The 17,966-nt window shown below is 45.8% G+C and carries 20 protein-coding genes; 13 read left to right on the top strand and 7 right to left on the bottom strand.

All coding sequences use genetic code 11. From position 1 onward, the window contains the following. Nucleotides 1-166: 166 nt before the first annotated feature. The 4 genes from ACIGBN_RS15095 to ACIGBN_RS15080 all read right to left on the bottom strand — a co-directional run bounded on the left by ACIGBN_RS15095 (nt 167) and on the right by ACIGBN_RS15080 (nt 2,215). The gene (locus ACIGBN_RS15095) at nt 167-358 is read right to left on the bottom strand and encodes a hypothetical protein (protein ID WP_133004325.1); all 192 of its coding nucleotides are present in this window, start codon (nt 356-358) and stop codon (nt 167-169) included. A 266-nt stretch (nt 359-624) separates the two neighbouring features. Then, a complete protein-coding gene (locus tag ACIGBN_RS15090; RefSeq protein WP_133004326.1) occupies nt 625-807 on the bottom strand; it encodes a hypothetical protein in 183 nt (60 codons plus the stop codon). Nucleotides 808-929: 122 nt separating this feature from the next. Next, nucleotides 930-1,637, bottom strand: coding sequence for a ChrR family anti-sigma-E factor (locus ACIGBN_RS15085; protein WP_396666372.1), 708 nt, complete (start codon nt 1,635-1,637; stop codon nt 930-932). Between the two features lie 2 nt (nt 1,638-1,639). Beyond that, nucleotides 1,640-2,215, bottom strand: a complete 576-nt coding sequence (locus ACIGBN_RS15080) for a sigma-70 family RNA polymerase sigma factor (RefSeq protein WP_133004327.1) — start codon at nt 2,213-2,215, stop codon at nt 1,640-1,642. A 247-nt stretch (nt 2,216-2,462) separates the two neighbouring features. Between ACIGBN_RS15080 and ACIGBN_RS15075 the strand changes: the two genes are divergently transcribed. From ACIGBN_RS15075 to ACIGBN_RS15035, 9 genes are all read left to right on the top strand, one after another. Next, nucleotides 2,463-2,894, top strand: a complete 432-nt coding sequence (locus ACIGBN_RS15075) for a nuclear transport factor 2 family protein (RefSeq protein WP_133004328.1) — start codon at nt 2,463-2,465, stop codon at nt 2,892-2,894. A 10-nt stretch (nt 2,895-2,904) separates the two neighbouring features. Then, complete coding sequence (locus ACIGBN_RS15070) at nt 2,905-3,651, top strand: SDR family NAD(P)-dependent oxidoreductase (protein WP_396666370.1); 747 nt, start codon at nt 2,905-2,907, stop codon at nt 3,649-3,651. A gap of 52 nt (nt 3,652-3,703) precedes the next feature. Then, nucleotides 3,704-4,954 (top strand): NAD(P)/FAD-dependent oxidoreductase, encoded by a 1,251-nt coding sequence (locus ACIGBN_RS15065; RefSeq protein ID WP_396666369.1) that lies wholly within the window; start codon nt 3,704-3,706, stop codon nt 4,952-4,954. Next, the gene (locus ACIGBN_RS15060; protein WP_396666368.1) at nt 4,948-5,745 is read left to right on the top strand and encodes a DUF1365 domain-containing protein; all 798 of its coding nucleotides are present in this window, start codon (nt 4,948-4,950) and stop codon (nt 5,743-5,745) included. The genes ACIGBN_RS15065 and ACIGBN_RS15060 overlap by 7 nt, the downstream gene beginning before the upstream one ends. A gap of 23 nt (nt 5,746-5,768) precedes the next feature. After that, nucleotides 5,769-7,040: a class I SAM-dependent methyltransferase gene (locus tag ACIGBN_RS15055; protein ID WP_396666367.1), complete on the top strand. Its 1,272-nt coding sequence runs from the start codon at nt 5,769-5,771 to the stop codon at nt 7,038-7,040. 6 nt (nt 7,041-7,046) lie between these two features. Further along, nucleotides 7,047-7,571, top strand: a complete 525-nt coding sequence (locus ACIGBN_RS15050) for a DUF2878 domain-containing protein (protein ID WP_396666366.1) — start codon at nt 7,047-7,049, stop codon at nt 7,569-7,571. Beyond that, nucleotides 7,568-8,299 (top strand): hypothetical protein, encoded by a 732-nt coding sequence (locus ACIGBN_RS15045; RefSeq protein ID WP_396666364.1) that lies wholly within the window; start codon nt 7,568-7,570, stop codon nt 8,297-8,299. Before ACIGBN_RS15050 ends, ACIGBN_RS15045 begins: the two co-directional genes overlap by 4 nt. Before the next feature lie 23 nt (nt 8,300-8,322). Further along, nucleotides 8,323-8,883, top strand: coding sequence for a DUF3833 domain-containing protein (locus tag ACIGBN_RS15040; protein ID WP_396666362.1), 561 nt, complete (start codon nt 8,323-8,325; stop codon nt 8,881-8,883). A 76-nt stretch (nt 8,884-8,959) separates the two neighbouring features. Beyond that, complete coding sequence (locus ACIGBN_RS15035; RefSeq protein ID WP_133004335.1) at nt 8,960-9,310, top strand: DUF6164 family protein; 351 nt, start codon at nt 8,960-8,962, stop codon at nt 9,308-9,310. Here ACIGBN_RS15035 and ACIGBN_RS15030 read toward each other — a convergent pair. After that, nucleotides 9,307-9,723: a CBS domain-containing protein gene (locus ACIGBN_RS15030; RefSeq protein WP_396666359.1), complete on the bottom strand. Its 417-nt coding sequence runs from the start codon at nt 9,721-9,723 to the stop codon at nt 9,307-9,309. The two genes, ACIGBN_RS15035 and ACIGBN_RS15030, sit on opposite strands and share 4 nt — an antisense overlap. Nucleotides 9,724-9,830: 107 nt before the next feature. Beyond that, nucleotides 9,831-10,799, bottom strand: coding sequence for a DMT family transporter (locus tag ACIGBN_RS15025; protein ID WP_133004398.1), 969 nt, complete (start codon nt 10,797-10,799; stop codon nt 9,831-9,833). Between the two features lie 109 nt (nt 10,800-10,908). On the opposite strand from ACIGBN_RS15025, the gene ACIGBN_RS15020 reads away from it, so the two are divergent. From ACIGBN_RS15020 to ACIGBN_RS15005, 4 genes are all read left to right on the top strand, one after another. Continuing rightward, entirely contained in the window at nt 10,909-11,841 is a 933-nt protein-coding gene (locus ACIGBN_RS15020) for a LysR family transcriptional regulator (RefSeq protein WP_341567566.1), read from the top strand. 70 nt (nt 11,842-11,911) lie between these two features. Then, complete coding sequence (rlmF, locus tag ACIGBN_RS15015) at nt 11,912-12,901, top strand: 23S rRNA (adenine(1618)-N(6))-methyltransferase RlmF (RefSeq protein ID WP_133004338.1); 990 nt, start codon at nt 11,912-11,914, stop codon at nt 12,899-12,901. A 401-nt stretch (nt 12,902-13,302) separates the two neighbouring features. Further along, on the top strand, nt 13,303-15,600 hold the full coding sequence (locus ACIGBN_RS15010) for an EAL domain-containing protein (protein WP_396666356.1): 2,298 nt from the start codon (nt 13,303-13,305) through the stop codon (nt 15,598-15,600). A gap of 132 nt (nt 15,601-15,732) precedes the next feature. Then, entirely contained in the window at nt 15,733-16,455 is a 723-nt protein-coding gene (locus tag ACIGBN_RS15005) for a 1-acylglycerol-3-phosphate O-acyltransferase (RefSeq protein ID WP_133004340.1), read from the top strand. A gap of 95 nt (nt 16,456-16,550) precedes the next feature. Here ACIGBN_RS15005 and ACIGBN_RS15000 read toward each other — a convergent pair whose 3' ends face one another. Continuing rightward, nucleotides 16,551-17,966, bottom strand: a complete 1,416-nt coding sequence (locus ACIGBN_RS15000; RefSeq protein ID WP_396666353.1) for a DUF3482 domain-containing protein — start codon at nt 17,964-17,966, stop codon at nt 16,551-16,553.

Raw genomic sequence — 17,966 nt, 5'->3', positions numbered from 1 at the left:
AGAAAAGTAGAAACTCAACGCAGAGAATTATAACAAAGAGTCAGTAAATTAAGCGTCTCAAGATGGTATGGAATGCGCTTCTAGTAAGGAGCTGTCTTCACATTTTTGTGACGATTTTCATTTACTTAGAAAAACGTCGGCAAGATCAACAAGGAGCGTCTTGAGATTATTCTTCTGGTGTCTCGTTAAAACGGTAGAAAAAATTCCATAAGCAATAGATGGTAATTCCGATGGCCACGGTTCCCCAGAATTCTTCACCCGATACCCATTCGAGTACGGCCCAGGCGGCACAAAAAACAGTGGCCGCCACGCGGCGCCATTTAGGACGGAAAAAAGCACGATCTGAATCGGTTAGCATAATGAGGGTAATTCCTTTGTAGAATGTGGCGACTGAGTACTCTTCTAGTGTGCGATATTATTAGAATGCGATCTATATTTAATAAGCAGGCAGAGAGAAAAAAGCATAACGCGGGGCGTGTTTTTGTTTAGTACAAAAAGCAGCAAAGGATGTTGCTGGCATTAGAAAGGAAATGCGCAGTGATTTGGGCTGTATAGCAAGGAAAGGGTCATTTGATCGCTATCCTTGCAATACAAATTAACGCTTTGAACAATAAAAAGAAAAGCTTATTGGCTTTTCGTTTTATTGTTACCTAGGGAAATATGACGAGATCCCGTAAGCTGAGATTGGCCACTGACACCTGAGTTAATTTGGTCGATTTGACCACCGCGAGCAAGGAACTCTTGCATTTGTTTTTCAATGGATTCCGAAGTTTCCGAGGCGGCAGGTTGCTTCTTTTTAGTAGCCATAATGTGAGTCCTTATTGTTAGTTGAACAAGGACTGTACCATATTTTCATAATTATTTCTTGTTGTAGCCTATCTTCGGAAAACGCGTCGCTATCGTTCCGCTTATTCATGAAGCCTTCCACTTTAGCCACGCTGCGTACTGGGATGATGGCGGCGCATAATAGGGTTGAGAAAACGCGTCAACCAGCCGGTAAATTCGATGGGTGCGTCCAATACCGTTAAGCAAATACATTCCGCGTCTTTGGTGACTCTTGGCTTGTGTTTGTGTTTGGCATTACGGCTGACAAAATCGCCACACGAATAGATGCCTTTTTCATCGGAGAAGGCGCCTTCAAGAACCAGAGTGATTTCTTCGCCAGCATGAGTATGGGTCGGGATATGAGCGCCCGCTTTTATACGAGTCAGCGCTACTTGTACGCCATCTTCTTCGCACAAGGTGGCGATTTTGACCGCAGGGGACAGCCTCATCCAACTCAGTTCATCATAATTACGGCTGACAAATTGGCGCAGGCTACGGGGAATGCAATAGCCATCGAGTGGTGCTTTTTCCGTATCTTCTAAAGTACTAGCCATTGCTTGAGCCGCCGTATTCGCCTCAACTTCAGCGTTGAGTTTGTCAAAAAAGGTCTGTTTTAGCGTGTCTGTTGTCTGCTGATCAGGGGCTTTTTTGGTGAATAAATTAGCGCCTAATAGTTCCAGTTTACGTACGTGTTGCTGACATTCTTGGCATTGCTCTAAGTGGGTGGAAACCGCCAAAGAATAGGTCAATGGTAATGAGCCAGCGGCATAGTCCGTGAGCATTTCTATGGTTGGATGGTAGTTAAGCATCATGACTACCTCTTTATGTGAATCGTTAGTTTATGGAGCGCTAATCGTACTCGAGATTTAATTGTCCCAAGTGGTAGCGATAACTCTTGTGCCGCTTCTTTATGGGTTTTGCCTTCTAAATACACTTTATACAGCACCTGTTTTTGGTCTTCCGGAAGATGACTAAATCCTTGCTTAATCTGCTCTTGATCACGTTTATGCTGAGCACTTTTGAAAGGGTCTGCGTTTTCATCAACAATGTCTTGAAACAAAAAGTCGGAATCAATGTTGGTTTGATGACGCCCATTTTTACGAAAGTAATCGATTCTGGCGTTTCTTGCTAAGGTGAAAATCCAGGTATTGAGGGCCGCTAATTCTGGGTTATAAAAATGCGCTTTACGCCAGACTCGAATCATCACCTCTTGAGCGATGTCATCGGCCATTAAATTGGCTCCCGGTTGTGCCGCTAAACAAAACGCTCGGATTTTAGGCACGTAGTGATCAAACAGACGAGTCAAGGCAACTTGATCTCGATGTTCAGCTACAGCAAGTATGTCTTGCACTAACTGGTCATCAGATAGTGTCTGTTTGGCACGCTCCATATATGACTCCATCAAAGGCTAAGAAGGCGACGTCGTAGCACTGTCGTGCCGTGTGTTTGTTATCTATACGCTGGGTTAAGCATAGTGGATCACTTGTGAATTGATAAACCTATAAAGATTTTTCTGGTGTTTATCGTTTTTAAAGTGGTCCAAGTGAAGAATGCATACGTTTAACCTCTTGTAGTGCGATGGCCAAATAAATACCGCCATTGCGAAGATGACTTGCAAAGCGACGGTGGAAGCCAAAATGGACGCTAAAGACACATTGATAGAGCGCTTTAAATTTTTTTATAAGGATCTAAAGCGGATCCCATTGCCTCAAATTGGCGATATTTATGACGACAATGTCATTTTTAAAGACCCAGTACAGGAAGTCAGAAACATAGAGCAATTGCATGCTTATTTATCCGATTTATGCCTGGATGTTCACAGTGGACGTTTCGAATATCTGGATCAGATGGTGGCAGAGCATAGCGCTTACATTAAATGGAATATGCACTTTAAGCACCCTAAATTAGGCAAGCAGACCATCACCGTTCGTGGCATCAGTCAAATCCAGTTTAATGAGCGCATTTACTACCATGAAGACGTGTACGACCTAGGCCAGATGCTCTATGAGCAGGTGCCATTATTGGGCGGGGTCGTGAAAGGGTTAAAAAAACGCTTAGCGGTGAACTAGGGAGTAAAGCATGGGAGACGTACAGCAAAAGCTCACCATTTGGATTACCGGAGCAAGTTCTGGCATTGGCTATGCCTTGGTTGAGCGCTATTTGGCGCGTGATTATCAGGTCTTCGCAAGCGCCAGAAACGAAGGGAAGCTGAGCGAATTACAGGCAAATCCAGCCTTAACATTTATTCCTTATGACGTGACCGATGCGTCTCAGATTGACCATGTACGTGCCTTAATACAGCAGCAAACCCAACATTTAGATTGTGTGATTCTCAATGCGGGCAACTGCGAATATTTAGATCTCCAACACCCTGATTGGGAAATGATGAAGCGCATCATGTCGGTGAATTATTTTGGGCTGGTGAACTGCGTCGCCGTCAGTTTGCCATTGCTGAAAAAGGCCCAGTCTGCACACCTTGTAGGCATCAGTTCTCAGGCGGTACAAGCGGCCTTTACACAAGCTGAAGCGTATGGCGCGAGTAAAGCGGCGGTGCGCTATTTTCTGTCTTCGTTACGGGTCGATTTGCAGTCTTCAAATATTGATGTGACCTGCGTGCTGCCCGGTTTTGTCGACACACCACTGACTCAAAAAAACACCTTTTCAATGCCGTTTCTTATGTCGCCCGAAGACGCAGCCGCGCGCATTGAGTCGGCGTTAATGAAGCGCCCATATGAATATGCGTTCCCCAAGCGGCTGAGTGCCATGTTGTGGCTCGCAAGGTGTTTTCCAAAACGTTGGACCGCTATGACGGCCCCCAAACAATAGAGTAATAGTATGCGCTTGTTGGATGAAACAAGTGAGTTTAAGGAGACAGTAAGTGAATATTGCCATTATCGGATCAGGGATTTCTGGGTTAACGAGTGCCTACTTATTACAAAAGAAACATCAGATAACTGTGTTTGAATCAGCCTCAAGAATCGGCGGTCATACGGCCACAATGCAGATTCCAGAAGGGCAACAACTGCGTGCTATTGATACCGGTTTCATTGTTTTTAATGACTGGACTTACCCTTACTTTATTCGCCTGATGGATGAATTAGGCGTGGCGTCTACTCCTACTGAAATGAGCTTTAGCGTGAGTTGCCAGAACACTGGACTTGAGTACGGTGGCAACAACCTGAATACCTTGTTTGCTCAACGCCGTAATCTCTTTAATTGGTCCTATTTAGGCATGTTAAAAGACATCATGCAGTTCAACAAAGAAGCCATTCAGGACTTAGACAGTGGTGAGTTAAAAGAAGGTTTGTCGCTAGGGGAATACCTTAAAAATAAAGGCTATGGTGAACGCTTTGCTAGCCATTATTTGATTCCTATGGGCAGCGCGATCTGGTCAGCAACGCTTGAAGAAATGATGGATTTCCCCTTGGTGTTTTTTGTTCGTTTTTTTAAAAATCATGGATTGCTCAGTGTGAGCCATCGCCCCCAGTGGCGTGTTATCAAAGGGGGATCTTCCGCTTACTTACAGCCCTTAGTGGCCTCGTTCCAAGATCGTATTCGAACCAGTTGCAACATCAAAAAAGTGACGCGCTCAGGGGACTCTGTGACGCTACACTTTGAGCATGGGGAGACAGAAAACTACGATCAAGTAATCTTTGCTTGCCACAGTGATCAAGCGTTGGCTTTGCTCGATGATGCCAGTGACGACGAACAAGCGATTTTATCCGCTATTCCTTACCGTAATAATGAAGTGGTGCTGCACACTGACACAGGCTTGCTGCCAAATGCCAAACTGGCGTGGTCGAGTTGGAATTACCATCTTGGAAAAGAACAAAATAAGCCTGCGACGTTAAGCTATAACATGAATATCTTGCAGGGCTTTAGCAGCGAAACAACCTACGTTGTTTCGCTCAATCAAACAGAGATGATTGACGCCAAAAAGGTGCTTGGTCGTTATCAGTATGCTCATCCTACATTTACCTTAGATGGCATTAAGGCCCAGCAACGTTGGCAGGACATTAATGGCGTGAACAACACATGGTTTTGCGGTGCTTATTGGCGTAATGGTTTCCATGAAGATGGCTGCTGGAGTGGCGTACGGGTGGCCAATGGTTTGGGGGTTGAATGGTAACGGACAAGGCGATCAAGGCTGACGGCTATCACAGTGCTATCTATCATGGCACCGTGAGACATCGTCGGTTTGAACCTAAAAAACATGATTTTAGTTATGCGGTTTTCATGATGTATTTTGACCTTGATGAACTGGATGAGGTGTTAGCCCTGAGCCCTTGGTGGTCAAAAAAGGCGTTCCGTCTGGCGCGATTTAAACGCCAAGATTATTTTGGTGACGACACAGTGCCGCTAAAAGACGCGGTGCTCAATGCGGTTAACAATAGGCTTGGAACGCAGCTAAATGGTCCGGTTAGGGTGCTCACAAACTGTCGTTATTTTGGATTTATTATTAATCCTATTACTTTGTATTACTGCTTTAATGAACAAGAGCAGCTTTGCGCCATCTTACTAGAAGTAACGAATACGCCATGGCAGGAGCGAGTAACTTATGTACTTTCTTGTGATCCGACTCGTCATTCTCAACGTATTCTTTTTAATAAAGAAATGCATGTTTCGCCATTTCATCCGATGAACCATTTTTATGATTGGCGTAGTTCGTTACCAGGTCAGAAGTTGGCGATTCACATGCAGAATAAAGAACAAGATGACAACGAGCGCTGCGTATTTGATGCGACTTTAACGCTCAATCGAGCGAGTATTTCTCGCTCTGCTTTGGCTAAGGTGTTGTTTAACTATCCTGTTATGACACTCAAAGTGGCGATGGGGATTTACTGGCAAGCGTTGAAGTTATGGTTGAAAAAAGTGCCATTTCATTCTCATCCAAGCGACGCGTCATCGCATCATAAATGATCAAGATAAAGGGGCATGGTTGCATGAATTCAGTCAGTATCAATAACCAGAAAGTCACTAAGAGCCGCCGCAGTGAGTGGTTTAATGCACTTGCGAAACGTGTCGTGTTTAGCATGTTAAAAAAACTCGACGTGGGGCATTTAACCTTAGACGATGAGGGGCAAATGTATGAATTCGGTGAGCCTAAAGAAAGCGCTAGCTACCATGCTCATATACAGGTTCATAATAAGAATGCGTATCGGGATATTTTCTTAAACAGCAGCATTGGCTCTGGGGAAGCCTATATGAAAGGCTGGTGGAGCTCGTCGGACCTTGTTGGTGTTATTCGTCTTATGGTTGCGAACCTAAATGTGATCAATAGGATGGATGCCAAACGTCCTATCTGGAGCCGAGTGGGCGCCAAAATCGCCCACAAGTTGAATGCCAACAGTCAGCGAGGGTCAAAGAAAAACATTTCTGCTCACTACGATTTAGGCAACGATTTCTTTTCGTTATTTCTCGATCCTAGCATGATGTATTCAGCCGCTATTTACCCCAGTAGTAGCGCCTCTTTAGAAGACGCTGCGGTCAATAAACTGGATCGTATTTGCCAAAAACTGCAGCTCTGCGCGGACGATCATCTGTTAGAAATCGGAACCGGTTGGGGCGGGATGGCCATTCATGCGGCGCAGCATTATGGTTGTCATGTTACCACGACCACTATTTCCCAAGAGCAATATGAGTTTGCTAAACGCCGCGTTGAAGAAGCGGGCTTGAGTGATAAAGTCACCCTTTTATTAGAAGATTATCGAGACTTAACGGGGGAATATGACAAGCTGGTCTCCATTGAAATGATCGAAGCGGTGGGTCATGAATATTACGACAGCTACTTTAGTAAATGCAGTGAATTACTGAGGCCTCATGGTGTGATGGTGATTCAAGCGATTACCATTGCCGATCAGCGTTATGACTACGCGCGCGGTTCGGTGGATTTTATTCAGCGTTATATTTTCCCCGGCGGCTGCTTGCCATCGAACCAGGTGATAGCCCATAAAATAGCCCAAAAAACGGACATGCAGATTATCGGTTTAGAAGACATTACCGAGCATTATGCGAAAACCTTGGCAGATTGGCGGGCTCGTTTTCACAATGCCCGTCGAGAAGTGCTCGATATGGGGTTCGATGATGTGTTTTGTCGTATGTGGGATTTCTATTTGGCGTATTGCGAAGGCGGCTTTAAAGAGCGTGCTATCAGCACCGGGCAATTTGTTTTTGCCAAACCTGAGCATCGTTTTGAATTGGCTACGGTACGGTAGAAAGGGATGAAGCCCTTGATGAATGCCATGATGTTTCAAGGGGTGTGGTTCGCTTGTGTGTTGGGTGGCGATACGCTGGCGTTGATAATTACGTCAGTGTACTTATTTTTGCATGATCATTACTTTATGAATAAGCGCTCTGAGTGGCGTTTAGTGTTACTGTTTTTCCTCTTGGGCGTTCTGATAGACGGTAGTTTTTTCCACTTTGGTATTTTCTCCTCATCAGCCGACGCGCAATATTTTGGTAACCTCCCGCCAATATGGTTGTTGTGTTTGTGGGTGTCGGTTGCCACTTTATTTGCCCATAGCTTGGCCTTTTTGAGAACCCGCTATTATTTGAGTGCTATGCTGGGTTTTATTGGGCCAACCTGTAGCTACCTTGCTGGTGTAAAGCTAACTGGTATTTCATTAGCTGAACCTTGGTGGCTGTCTTTATTTGCCGTTGCTTTAGCTTGGTCGCTGATTTTGCCCGTAGGTGTTTATTACTGCGAAACATGGGCCTTGTATTCGAAAGAGGATAAGCCGTTATGATCAAACAATCTATTATTCAAAAACCACTTTTGCCTTTGTTGTTTACGCTTTTTTTAGGGGCGACGTTTAGTCAAATTGCGTCGGCCCAAGAGAGCTTTCAGAAGGTAGTGGGGTCGGCTTATAGTGTAAAAACTGGTGCGCTTTTATACCGAGAAACGCATACCATCAGTGAAGATGGAAAACACAAGGTGGAGTATTCAGAGCCGGATGGTTTGGTGTTTGGTCATAAAGTGATTGATGAAAGCCATTCCAAAATTGCGCCAAGCTTTACTCAGACCAATATGCGCAATGGCGAAGAAATCAAAGTAGACAGCAGTGCCAAGAAAATTGTTGTGCATTATAAAAAAGACCGAGAAACAGAGCGCAAAGTAGCCAGCATTGATTATCAACCGGGTATGGTGGTGGATGCAGGCTTTAATGCGTTTGTGAAGCAGTATTGGCAGTCGCTAGAGAATGACACCAAAATGGACATTCAATTTGTCGTACCGAGCCGACAGTCAACGGTTGGTTTTACCGTGAGTCGCAGCTTATGCAAACCAGACACACAAAAAGGCGCTGAGTGTTTTGTTCTGACCCCAGATTCTTGGGTAGTCAAAATACTCGTTGACCCTATTTTATTAGCCTATGATTCAGACACAAAACGCTTACTGCGTTTTACCGGTCGTGCCAACATAGCGGATAAAAACGGCGACTACCAAGCGGTTGATATCCAATACCACTATTATTGATTCAGTATTTAGGGGAGCCAGACATGGCGTTATTAACAAGACGAATGGTGTGGTTAAAAGGAGTGGTGTTTGCGAGCTTTATCGGCTTGCTCGGCTGTTCCTCCCCAACGGTATCTGAGTATGCCGATAACTCCCCCGATTTTGCGTTATCTCAGTTTTTCTCAGGCCATCTTACGGCGCATGGCATTTTAAAAAATCGCAGTGGTAAGGTGATTCGGTATTTTGATGCCGACTTACACGGTCAATGGCAAGATGGCGTGGGCACGTTAAAAGAAGACTTTGTCTTTGACGATGGTGAAAAACAACACCGCACCTGGACGATGACCTCAGACGAACATGGGCAATATATTGCAACCGCTAATGATGTCATTGGTCATGGTGTGATTCGTCAAGCGGGTAACGCCCTTTTTATGCAGTACGTTTTACGCATCCCTTATGATGGCGATACGCTTGATGTGAGCGTGGACGATAGAATGTATCGAGTGAATGATCGTGTTGTTATTAATGAATCTGTGCTGAGTAAGTTCGGCTTTGACGTTGGCTATCTGACGTTAGTAATAGAGAAAGTCGTAGACCCAGAATAAAGCGGGCGATTGTATTTCTTAGGGGCTTCTCTTATCCTTGCGCGGTTCCCTCCCTCATGAAAGCAAAAGGCGTGTTATGGCAACTCTGGTTTTTCGACTTAAATATGTTCCTGATGAAGAAGCAGACGACATCCGCCAACTGCTGTTTGATAATGATATTCCTTTTTATGAAACATCCGCAGGCCGCTGGCAAATCTCGTTAGCAGGCATTTGGGTCAAAGAGAAAGAGCAGGCGAAGGCCGCGTTGGCACTCATTCGCGAAGATCAGGCGAAACGCGTAACCGATCGAAAGCCGCCAACGCCTTGGGAATGGTTAGTAGGTTATGTCCAATACGCTCGACAAAACCCAGTAGAAAGCCTGTTTACGTTATTTGCGATCTTAATAATATTAAGTGTTTCTGTGCTGCCTTTCTTGGCTTGGCTTTAAACTGGAACGCATTTTTCCTGACTTTGAATCAAAGCCCGCACAACATGCTTGCGGGTAATGACGCCAATAAGTCGGGTACCTTCCACCACAGGGTAAACTTTAGGTTTGGCCTCCATCATGAGTTTGGCGACTTGTAAGACATGCTGATTCGGACTGACGCTTAACACATTATGCTGCATGACGCTGTCTACGCTATTCGATTCATCGCAGTAGTAAGCACTCTGTACTAATGCCGATAACATGTCCTGCTCTGAGACAAAACCTATTAGGTTTCCATGCTGATCTGCGACAGGTGCGCCAGATAGGTTGTGTTGAGCTAAGCCTATGGCGCATTGCGTGATACTGTCTTCTGGATGCACAAAAAAAGTATCTTTGGACATGATGTCTCTCACTAAAAGAGTTTCTGCTGCCATATTGTTCTCCTTATGACAAACCCATTAAGATTCGATGTTGCGACTCTTTTAGTGTAGTTCGCTATGGACGTCCTTGCTGTTTTTTTCTGCGGACTTGAGGCAAATACTCACGCCACTTTAAGCGGTTGTTCTAGAATTTCTCGATTTTTCTTACGCTGCATTGAGGCGCTAATGAACTGCACGCTGATGGCGCTCACAATCACTAAAAACATACCTAATAGACTTAACATGTCGGCATGAGAGGATTGAATGATCTCCGGCCACACGCCCCATGCCACGCAAACTTCAGTCAAAATAAAAGCGGTAACAGGAGTGAGTGCGATCGCAGCACTTACTTGAACGGTTTGCCAATAACGTAACGCCTGAGCAAATGCTCCGTAAGCGATCAAGGTATTGAAACAGCAAAATGCCGCCACCATGCCATCCGTAAAGGACATCTTGGTTAGCTCCGCAGGGGAAGAAAAAGGCAACATAACCACCAGAGCATAGCCATAAATAGCGAGCAATATATTGGATGGCGATAGCTGAGTAAAAAGCGATTTTTGCAGCAATGCGTAGAGTGACCAAGCCAATGCAGACATCTGCACAATGGCAAATCCAATCCAGATGGTATTGCCTTGATTATTCGAAAATACTGGGTGAAAAAACACCATCATACCGATACCAAGCAAGGCAAAGCAGGCCCATTGTTTGATATGAATGGTTTCCTTTAAGAAAATTAATCCGCCTAATGCTAAGAACAGTGGCGCAATTTGAAAACTCAACTGTGCTGAGCCAGGAAGCAAAAACTGTAGGCTCCAAGCAAAGCTGGTGTAGTTGATAATTAAGAAGGTGCCGGCGGCAGCAATGCGCAGCCAATCCTTTTTGGACAAGCGTTTAAACTCGCCCAGCTTGCCGCGTTGCCACTGCCATAGGGCTAAAATAATGCCGGCCACTGAAAAACGTAGCCAGGTTAAGGTGATAGGGTCCGAAAAACCAGATGACAGTTTCAAGGCGATCGGCAGCATTCCCCAGAACAGCACGGTAATACAGCTAAAAAAGAGGCCATATAGGAAAATTTGTTTTGAGGTGAGCATAATGATGACCTTGAAAAAAGTAAGGAGTGACTCAGCATCATGGCTTTCCATTGGTGCGAAATCCAATGCATAATAGTCCTAACCATTATGCACAAATCGGAATTAGCTTATGATCCCCAGCGCGTTACAGCATTTGGATTTGAAATCACTAACAGGGCTTCTGTATTTGCTGGAAGAGCGTAATGTTGGGCGTGCTGCAGAGCGGTTGTTTTTAAGCCAATCGGCGATGAGTCGCCTGTTAAATCGTCTACGTAATGCGTTTGACGATCCTTTGTTTATCCGTACCTCAAGGGCCATGGTGCCCACGTCAAAAGCCTTAGCATTAGAAGCCCCCTTAAAGCAGATGCTAGAACAAATGGCGGGCTTGGGGTCCTCGTCTGAATTCCAAGCGCAAAGTAGCCATCGAACCTTTCGTATTCAAACCACGCATTACCAAGCGCAAGCCTATATGCCGGCCATTGCTGAGCAGTTCTATCAAGAGGCTCCATTCGCTTCGTTAGAGGCCAGCACCTTGACAGAATCTAGCTTGTTGAATCAAGCGGAGCATTCTATTGATGTCGCCTTATGCAGTGACTACATACATCTGCCAAAGCGTTTTGAAAAAGTCCTATTAGGGCGTGAAAAGTTCCGTTGTATTATGTCGGCTAATCATGAGCTGGCGAGCAAAGACAGCATCACCATAGAGGATTATTTGGCGTACTCGCATGTTTTAGTGAATCTAGGAGGGTCTAACCCAGTGGTAAGCGACGCCTTATTAGGTGAGCGCGCCCGCGAGCGGCATTTTGCTTTTCGCACTCCTTATATGTTGGCCGCGTTGGAAACTGTGGGCAGAACCTCGTTATTAATGAGCAACAGCGGTCTATTGCCAGAACGTTTTAGCGCCCAGTTTGGGTTGGTGATAAAAGACTTACCGATGGAGTTTCCCTTTCTAGATTATTACTTGAGCTGGCCGAGATCGGCACAAAATGACCCAGGCGTTATTTGGTTTAGAGGTATTTGCGAACGCGTCGTTAAGACCTTAATACCGTATCCTGCAGATTAGAGGGGATCTAGTTAGTCCACCTTAAAGACAAACTCAGTTATACTAACGTTTTGATCAAATCGACAACATTATGGCGGCATTGAAAAACAAACAATCAAAGGGACGACGCACTAATAAGCTTGAGTTGCACCCACGCAATCCACATCAAGCTCGGTACGACTTTGCGTTGTTAGCGGACTCTTGTCCTGAACTCTCTCATTACATTAAGCCAAATCAATATGGCAATGAGTCGGTGGATTTTGCTAATCCTGATGCTGTCAAAACGTTAAATCGTGCTCTCTTAAGCCATTTTTATGGTGTGGCATTTTGGGATATCCCAGCAGGCTATCTTTGCCCGCCTATTCCGGGTCGCGCAGACTACATACATTATCTGGCCGATTTGCTGGCAAGCAGTAACCATGGCGTTATTCCTCGAGGGAAAAGTGTCAGGGCGCTCGATGTCGGTGTGGGAGCAAATTGCGTTTATCCTATTATCGGTCATCAAGAATATGGCTGGCAGTTTGTTGGTTCAGACGTTAACCCTATTGCTGTGGCAACCTGCGAAACCATTATTAAATCCAATGCCTGCTTAAAAGGCGCCATCAGTGCTCGCTTGCAACACAATGCAGCCAAGTTATTTGACGGCATTTGGAAAGAAAAAGAACGTTTTGATGTGGTGCTTTGTAACCCGCCTTTTCATACCAGCGAAGCCGCTATGCAGAGTGAGTCGAACCGTAAGTGGCGCGGTGTAAAAGGCAAGGTCGTGACTAACAATCAAAAGCCAGTATTGAACTTTGGTGGCACCGCACCTGAATTATGGTGTGAGGGCGGCGAAGCAGGTTTTGTGTCTCGAATGATCAAAGAAAGCACGCACTATGCGGATCGCTGTTTTTGGTTTACGTCCTTGGTGGCAAGACAAGGCAATCTTGATGCAATCTACCGTGCTTTGAAAGAAGCCGGCGCCCGACAAGTAAAAACCATCGAAATGGCCCAAGGGCAAAAAATAAGCCGCTTCGTGGCGTGGAGTTTCTTACAAGACGATCAAATAGATTACTGGCAAGACAACCACTGGCAATCTTAACCTCTTGGGAAGGTGCGAATGCGGCTGATGTACTTTGTAGAAATAGCCTCACATGTAGCCCCTTCCTAAGAAGGCCTCGTTAGTTTTTATGGTAACTGCGCTCACTCTCCATATATTTTTTATTAACAATGTCTTACCCACATCAATCATGCCTCCAATAAGGCGGCTCGCTTCATTTCTTAATAGTATTATCTTGGCGGAGATTTTTTAATGACGCTTCTATTGAACCTGAGGGATAGATCAATGGTCGAAAAAAGGATAGTTTCTAATTAAGTCATTAATGCGCCACGGGAGAATGGTTTAACCCTGTTCGTGGTGGGGTGGGTAGTGTGGTGAACTCTTGGCGGTTTCGCTTGTTTAATAAGGCATATATTGATGCTTACAGAAGGGAATATACATAGATGTTAACCAGCTTTCGGTCGCGGTTAATTGCTTTATTGTTGGGCTTGCTTGCGATGGTTCAGTTAGGGACCGCAGTGGCGGTGCTTAGCTCATTAAAAGAAGACAATTACAAGCAAGGCGTTCAGGCGATAGACGTAGCGAAAAATGTGTTTGATCTCTCGTTAGGCAGCCGAGCGGACCAGTTAACCAAAGGCGTAAAAATTTTAGCGTCAGACTTTGGTTTCAAACAAGCGGTCGCTACTCAAGAGATTGGCACAATTCGTTCTGTTCTTGCGAATCACGGCGCTCGTATTGGCGCCGATGTGTCTTTGCTTATTGCGCCCGATGGCAAGATTATCGCCGCCACGAAAGAGCTTAATATCGACCAGACAGTGACGCGTTTAGTGCAATCCGCACGCCGCTCTGGTGGGGCTTCCATCAACACAATGATTTCGTTTGACGGCCAAGCCTATCAATTGGTTCTGGTGCCAATTAAAGCCCCGAATACCATTGCTTGGGTGGGCATGACTTTTTTATTGGATAAAAAATTAGCCGAACAAATCAAGGCGGTCACAGGGCTGGATATTAGCTTTTTAGGCGACACGAATGGTGGGCAAGATTTCTCTGGCTATTCCACCTTGCCCGAGCAAGACAAACACGACTTATTTCAAGAGATACAAGATGTTGCTGGCATGTCGGAAAAGCCACAATTTACCAATGCGGATAAATACCTTTCGTTGAGCATTCATTTAACCGCTAAGGATCAATGGGGTGTTTTGCATCTGCCTTATAAACCCTGGCTTGAAAGCTACAATCGGGCGCGCAATCAATTGTTGTTGATCTTTACTGGGGCGCTGGCGCTGGCATTGTTGGTAGGTATTTTACTGGCGAGAAACTTGACCGCGCCGATTGAGCGTTTAGTCGAATTTGCTCGGCAAATTGGTTTGGTCGGCAGCGACGCAAAAGCCCCGGCGGTGACGGGAGAGTTTTGTGTGCTTTCCAATACCATGATGTCGATGCAAAGTTCGATCGCGTTGCGCGAAGAGGAGCTGACCAATCGAGCGTTGCACGATTTGCACACTGGATTGTATAACCGAAACGCTGTTGAACAGCACCTAGCAAGCACGCTGCCTCGTGAAAATGGCTGCTTAGTTCTAGTGGATATTCGTCATTTCAAAGACCTTAATAATATGTTGGGGTTTGATAACGGAGATGCATTATTACTCAGTGTGACAGAGCGTTTACTTGGTTGGGCGAGTCACGCTGTGATGCAGGCTCGTATCGCGGGAGATCAGTTTTTATTAGTGTTTGAAAGCGACATCACACCTGAGCAATGTCACTCTTTATGCGCCTGTTTTGATCCGGTCTTTATCGTAGAAGGTTCGGAAGTGCATTTGTCGGTCGCGGTGGGCATTTTGCCTTTTGAAGAAACCATTACTAGCGTCAATGATGCGATGCGCCGTTTGGACATCACCGTTGACCGAGCTAAAGAAGAGTCAGCAGGCTTTGCCTTTTACCAAACCGGCCAAGATGAGAGTCATCAGCGCCAGTTGCGCATTATCGGCGATTTATCCACCGCGCTGGAATCACAGCAAATGTTTGTTGTGTATCAGCCAAAAGTGGGTGTGGCTGGGAAGGATTGTAACGAAGCCGAGGCTTTGGTGCGTTGGCAGCATCCTGAGTTAGGTTTTATTCCACCCGATGAGTTTATTTCTTTGTTAGAACAGGCTGGCAATATTCAGTTGCTGACCCATTGGGTTATCAACACGGTATTGTCGCAGTTGCAAGTATGGTGGCGTGATGGGCATAGAATTCGGGTAGCGATTAATTTATCAGCCCATGATTTGGTCAACGAGCAGTTGCCGAAGTTTATTGAGCAGGCGCTGAAAGAAAACGAATTGCCTGTGGAAGCGTTGGCGTTAGAAGTCACAGAAAGTGCGGTCATGAAAGACCGTAATAAAGTCATTCAAGTACTAAACGGTTTGCAGTCGTTAGGGATTCATTTAGCGATTGATGATTTTGGCACGGGACAGTCTTCATTGGCGTATTTACGCGAATTGCCGGTCAATGAAGTGAAAATTGACCGGGCATTTATTCAATACATTGATACCAACAAGGGGGATGAGTTTATTGTGAAAGCATCGATTGAACTATCTCACAGTTTGGGCTTCCAAGTGACCGCAGAAGGCGCCGAGAATATCGAAGGTGTTGCGCTTCTTGAGCATTATCAATGTGATAAAATACAAGGTTATTATTTCTCTAAACCACTTATGGCAGACGATTTTCTACAATGGCAGCAAGCGTTTCAGCCTGCTTAACAGATCGTTGTGCCGCCTTGATGGCTGAGCAATCAGAGCGGTTGCTCATAACAACTAGCAAGAGTCGCAGCGTCTGAGTTGCGCCAATGTGGTTTGGTTGTATTTATTTTTGAGGGCAAGGTAAGTTCGCATATGTTGTTTCTAATACGCATGATTTTATTACTGATTCTGATTATCGGCGTCACCTTATGGGGGCTGGTTTATTGCGCTTTTAGGTTGGGGTCTAAAGATCGGGTTTATCACCTTAGCAAAATTTTTATTCGAGTCGCGCCCTTGTTTGGTCTATCAGTAGAAGGTCGAATGGCAGACGCCTCAAAGTCGGTTCCTCAAGCTGTGTATGTGTCTAATCATCAAAACAATTTTGACCTTTTTACTGTGCCTGTGGTGTTTCCTAAAGGCGCTGTGACGGTGGGCAAAAGCTCTTTACGTTGGGTGCCTTTTTTCGGCGCCTTGTATTGGATTAGCGGCAATATCATGATCAATCGTGAGAACAAAAAGAAGGCCATCGCAACCATCGATCAAGTCGTGGCAGGGATGAAAACCACCGGATTGTCTATTTTTATGTTTCCTGAGGGATCTCGCAGCCGAGGTCGAGGCTGGTTACCGTTTAAGCGAGGGGCATTTCATGCGGCGGTACAAGCTGGCGTTCCTATTATTCCTATCGTGTGCAGTAATACCCACGAGCAAGTGAAGGTGAACCGTTGGAGCAATGGCAAAGTGATTGTTGAAATGCTGCCACCGATCAGCACCGAAGGGTTGCATGAGACCGATGTCGTGCATTTGGTGAAACAGTGCGAAACGCTCATGCACGAAACAAAACAGCGCCTAGACGACGAGCTCAAGAACAACGCCTAGACGACGAGCTCAAGAACAACGCCTAGACGACGAGCTCAAGAACAACGCCTAGACGACGAGCTCAAGAACAACGCCTAGACGACGAGCGCTGGCTATTAAGCTGTTCTTTTTGGCCGGCTGCTCTGACGCAGCGTGTCGGTGAGCACCTGAATAAGCGTCTGTTTACTCGCGTGGTCAGCAGCCAATTCTTGACTCGCCCACTCTGGGTGCTGTTGAGCGTTCTTCCAGATTGGTGTTAACGTCTCGATTAAGCGTTTAACGTGCTTTTCTTGTGCTTCTTTTTTGTCTGACGCTGTGTTGTTCAGAGCCGCTGTGTCTAAGTAGTAGGCTTGTTGTGATGCGTGTCCTCGTTGGTCAAGGTGACCAATAAGCGCGAGTCCTCGCAAACAGAGCACGCCCAATGTGGCGGGTTCAACACACAGGTAATGGCGTCCTGTGAGTTTGCTTTTTAAGGTGTCTTTATAGTGACGACTGGTTTGCCAAGACGCGCCTAAAATAGCGCCTATAGTGGTGGCGGCACCTAATGATAAACCACCGGTCATTACATCGATTCCTGCCCCAATCGCGGCGCCGGTCATCGCGCTAGCCCCAGTGTTTAGTCCCCATTCTTTTAACGTGTCTAGAGCAAAAATATCTTGCTGCCAGGCACCACTTTGAATAGAAAAATTATCAGGTAACACATCCTCTTCTCGAAACGCATATAGCTGTAATAAGGCACGAATAAATTGGCTTTCCAAGCGTCTGATTTGATTTTCAAACTCGCTCACATCGGAGGCCAGAGGAGGGTGTTGAGCGCAGCGTTTACGACTGCTTGCGGCATTGATTTGTAAGTTGGCGAGTAATTCAATGGCGGCGCTTCGACGTGATTGTGCGGCTTCTTCACGGTTTTTAAGCAGGGCGTCAATGTCGTTGTAATGGTCGGGCATCAAGCTTTGTAGGCTCTGGTAAAGTCGTTTTTCATCTTCGAAGTAAAAGGCGACCGAATCATAGCGTACCACCGCATGAAGGTGGCGAGCCGCTAACACTTTTCGCCAGGCCTCTAAGTGCGCGCTGGGCGCCGCGCTGAAATTTAGAATCGGTACTATGGGTTTACTGGCACTGGCGAGCAGTGTCAGTTCGTCGAGGTATTTACCCAATGGTGCTTGGCGGATATCCACCACGTACAGAATGATATCGCAGCGATCCAATTGTTTGAGAATTTTGGCTTCTTGCTCAAACTCATCATTGGCTAAGTGGCTCTGGCAAAAAGGGGCGATCCAATCTGCGCCTTGGTAGGCGGCGAATGGGGCTTTTTGGCGAGCTTCCCAAAGGCCAATAGAATCTTCAAAGCCTGGGGTGTCGGTCAAGGTAAGCAGGTTTTTTCCGGCCAATGTGAGCACCGCGCTTTCTACATGGCGTGTGGTGCCTGCTTGATTGCTGATTTCACCAAACGATTGTTGGCGCAGCAAGGTACGAATCAAAGAGGTTTTGCCTGTATTGGCATGACCCACTACCAAAAGAGAAATCGACAC

The sequence above is a fragment of the Marinomonas sp. NPDC078689 genome (assembly GCF_044542435.1).
GTDB classification, from domain to species: domain Bacteria; phylum Pseudomonadota; class Gammaproteobacteria; order Pseudomonadales; family Marinomonadaceae; genus Marinomonas; species Marinomonas arenicola.
Note: the sequence above shows the minus strand (reverse complement) of the source record. Positions and strands in the feature narration are given on the sequence as shown.

Bases quoted from the DNA above. Each gene is read 5' to 3' on its own strand.
- ACIGBN_RS15095 (WP_133004325.1), bottom strand. From the start codon at position 358: ATGCTAACCGATTCAGATCGTGCTTTTTTCCGTCCTAAATGGCGCCGC.
- ACIGBN_RS15090 (WP_133004326.1), bottom strand. From the start codon at position 807: ATGGCTACTAAAAAGAAGCAACCTGCCGCCTCGGAAACTTCGGAATCC.
- ACIGBN_RS15085 (WP_396666372.1), bottom strand. From the start codon at position 1,637: ATGATGCTTAACTACCATCCAACCATAGAAATGCTCACGGACTATGCC.
- ACIGBN_RS15080 (WP_133004327.1), bottom strand. From the start codon at position 2,215: ATGGAGCGTGCCAAACAGACACTATCTGATGACCAGTTAGTGCAAGAC.
- ACIGBN_RS15075 (WP_133004328.1), top strand. From the start codon at position 2,463: ATGGACGCTAAAGACACATTGATAGAGCGCTTTAAATTTTTTTATAAG.
- ACIGBN_RS15070 (WP_396666370.1), top strand. From the start codon at position 2,905: ATGGGAGACGTACAGCAAAAGCTCACCATTTGGATTACCGGAGCAAGT.
- ACIGBN_RS15060 (WP_396666368.1), top strand. From the start codon at position 4,948: ATGGTAACGGACAAGGCGATCAAGGCTGACGGCTATCACAGTGCTATC.
- ACIGBN_RS15055 (WP_396666367.1), top strand. From the start codon at position 5,769: ATGAATTCAGTCAGTATCAATAACCAGAAAGTCACTAAGAGCCGCCGC.
- ACIGBN_RS15050 (WP_396666366.1), top strand. From the start codon at position 7,047: ATGAAGCCCTTGATGAATGCCATGATGTTTCAAGGGGTGTGGTTCGCT.
- ACIGBN_RS15045 (WP_396666364.1), top strand. From the start codon at position 7,568: ATGATCAAACAATCTATTATTCAAAAACCACTTTTGCCTTTGTTGTTT.
- ACIGBN_RS15040 (WP_396666362.1), top strand. From the start codon at position 8,323: ATGGCGTTATTAACAAGACGAATGGTGTGGTTAAAAGGAGTGGTGTTT.
- ACIGBN_RS15035 (WP_133004335.1), top strand. From the start codon at position 8,960: ATGGCAACTCTGGTTTTTCGACTTAAATATGTTCCTGATGAAGAAGCA.
- ACIGBN_RS15030 (WP_396666359.1), bottom strand. From the start codon at position 9,723: ATGGCAGCAGAAACTCTTTTAGTGAGAGACATCATGTCCAAAGATACT.
- ACIGBN_RS15025 (WP_133004398.1), bottom strand. From the start codon at position 10,799: ATGCTCACCTCAAAACAAATTTTCCTATATGGCCTCTTTTTTAGCTGT.
- ACIGBN_RS15020 (WP_341567566.1), top strand. From the start codon at position 10,909: ATGATCCCCAGCGCGTTACAGCATTTGGATTTGAAATCACTAACAGGG.
- rlmF (WP_133004338.1), top strand. From the start codon at position 11,912: ATGGCGGCATTGAAAAACAAACAATCAAAGGGACGACGCACTAATAAG.
- ACIGBN_RS15010 (WP_396666356.1), top strand. From the start codon at position 13,303: ATGTTAACCAGCTTTCGGTCGCGGTTAATTGCTTTATTGTTGGGCTTG.
- ACIGBN_RS15005 (WP_133004340.1), top strand. From the start codon at position 15,733: ATGTTGTTTCTAATACGCATGATTTTATTACTGATTCTGATTATCGGC.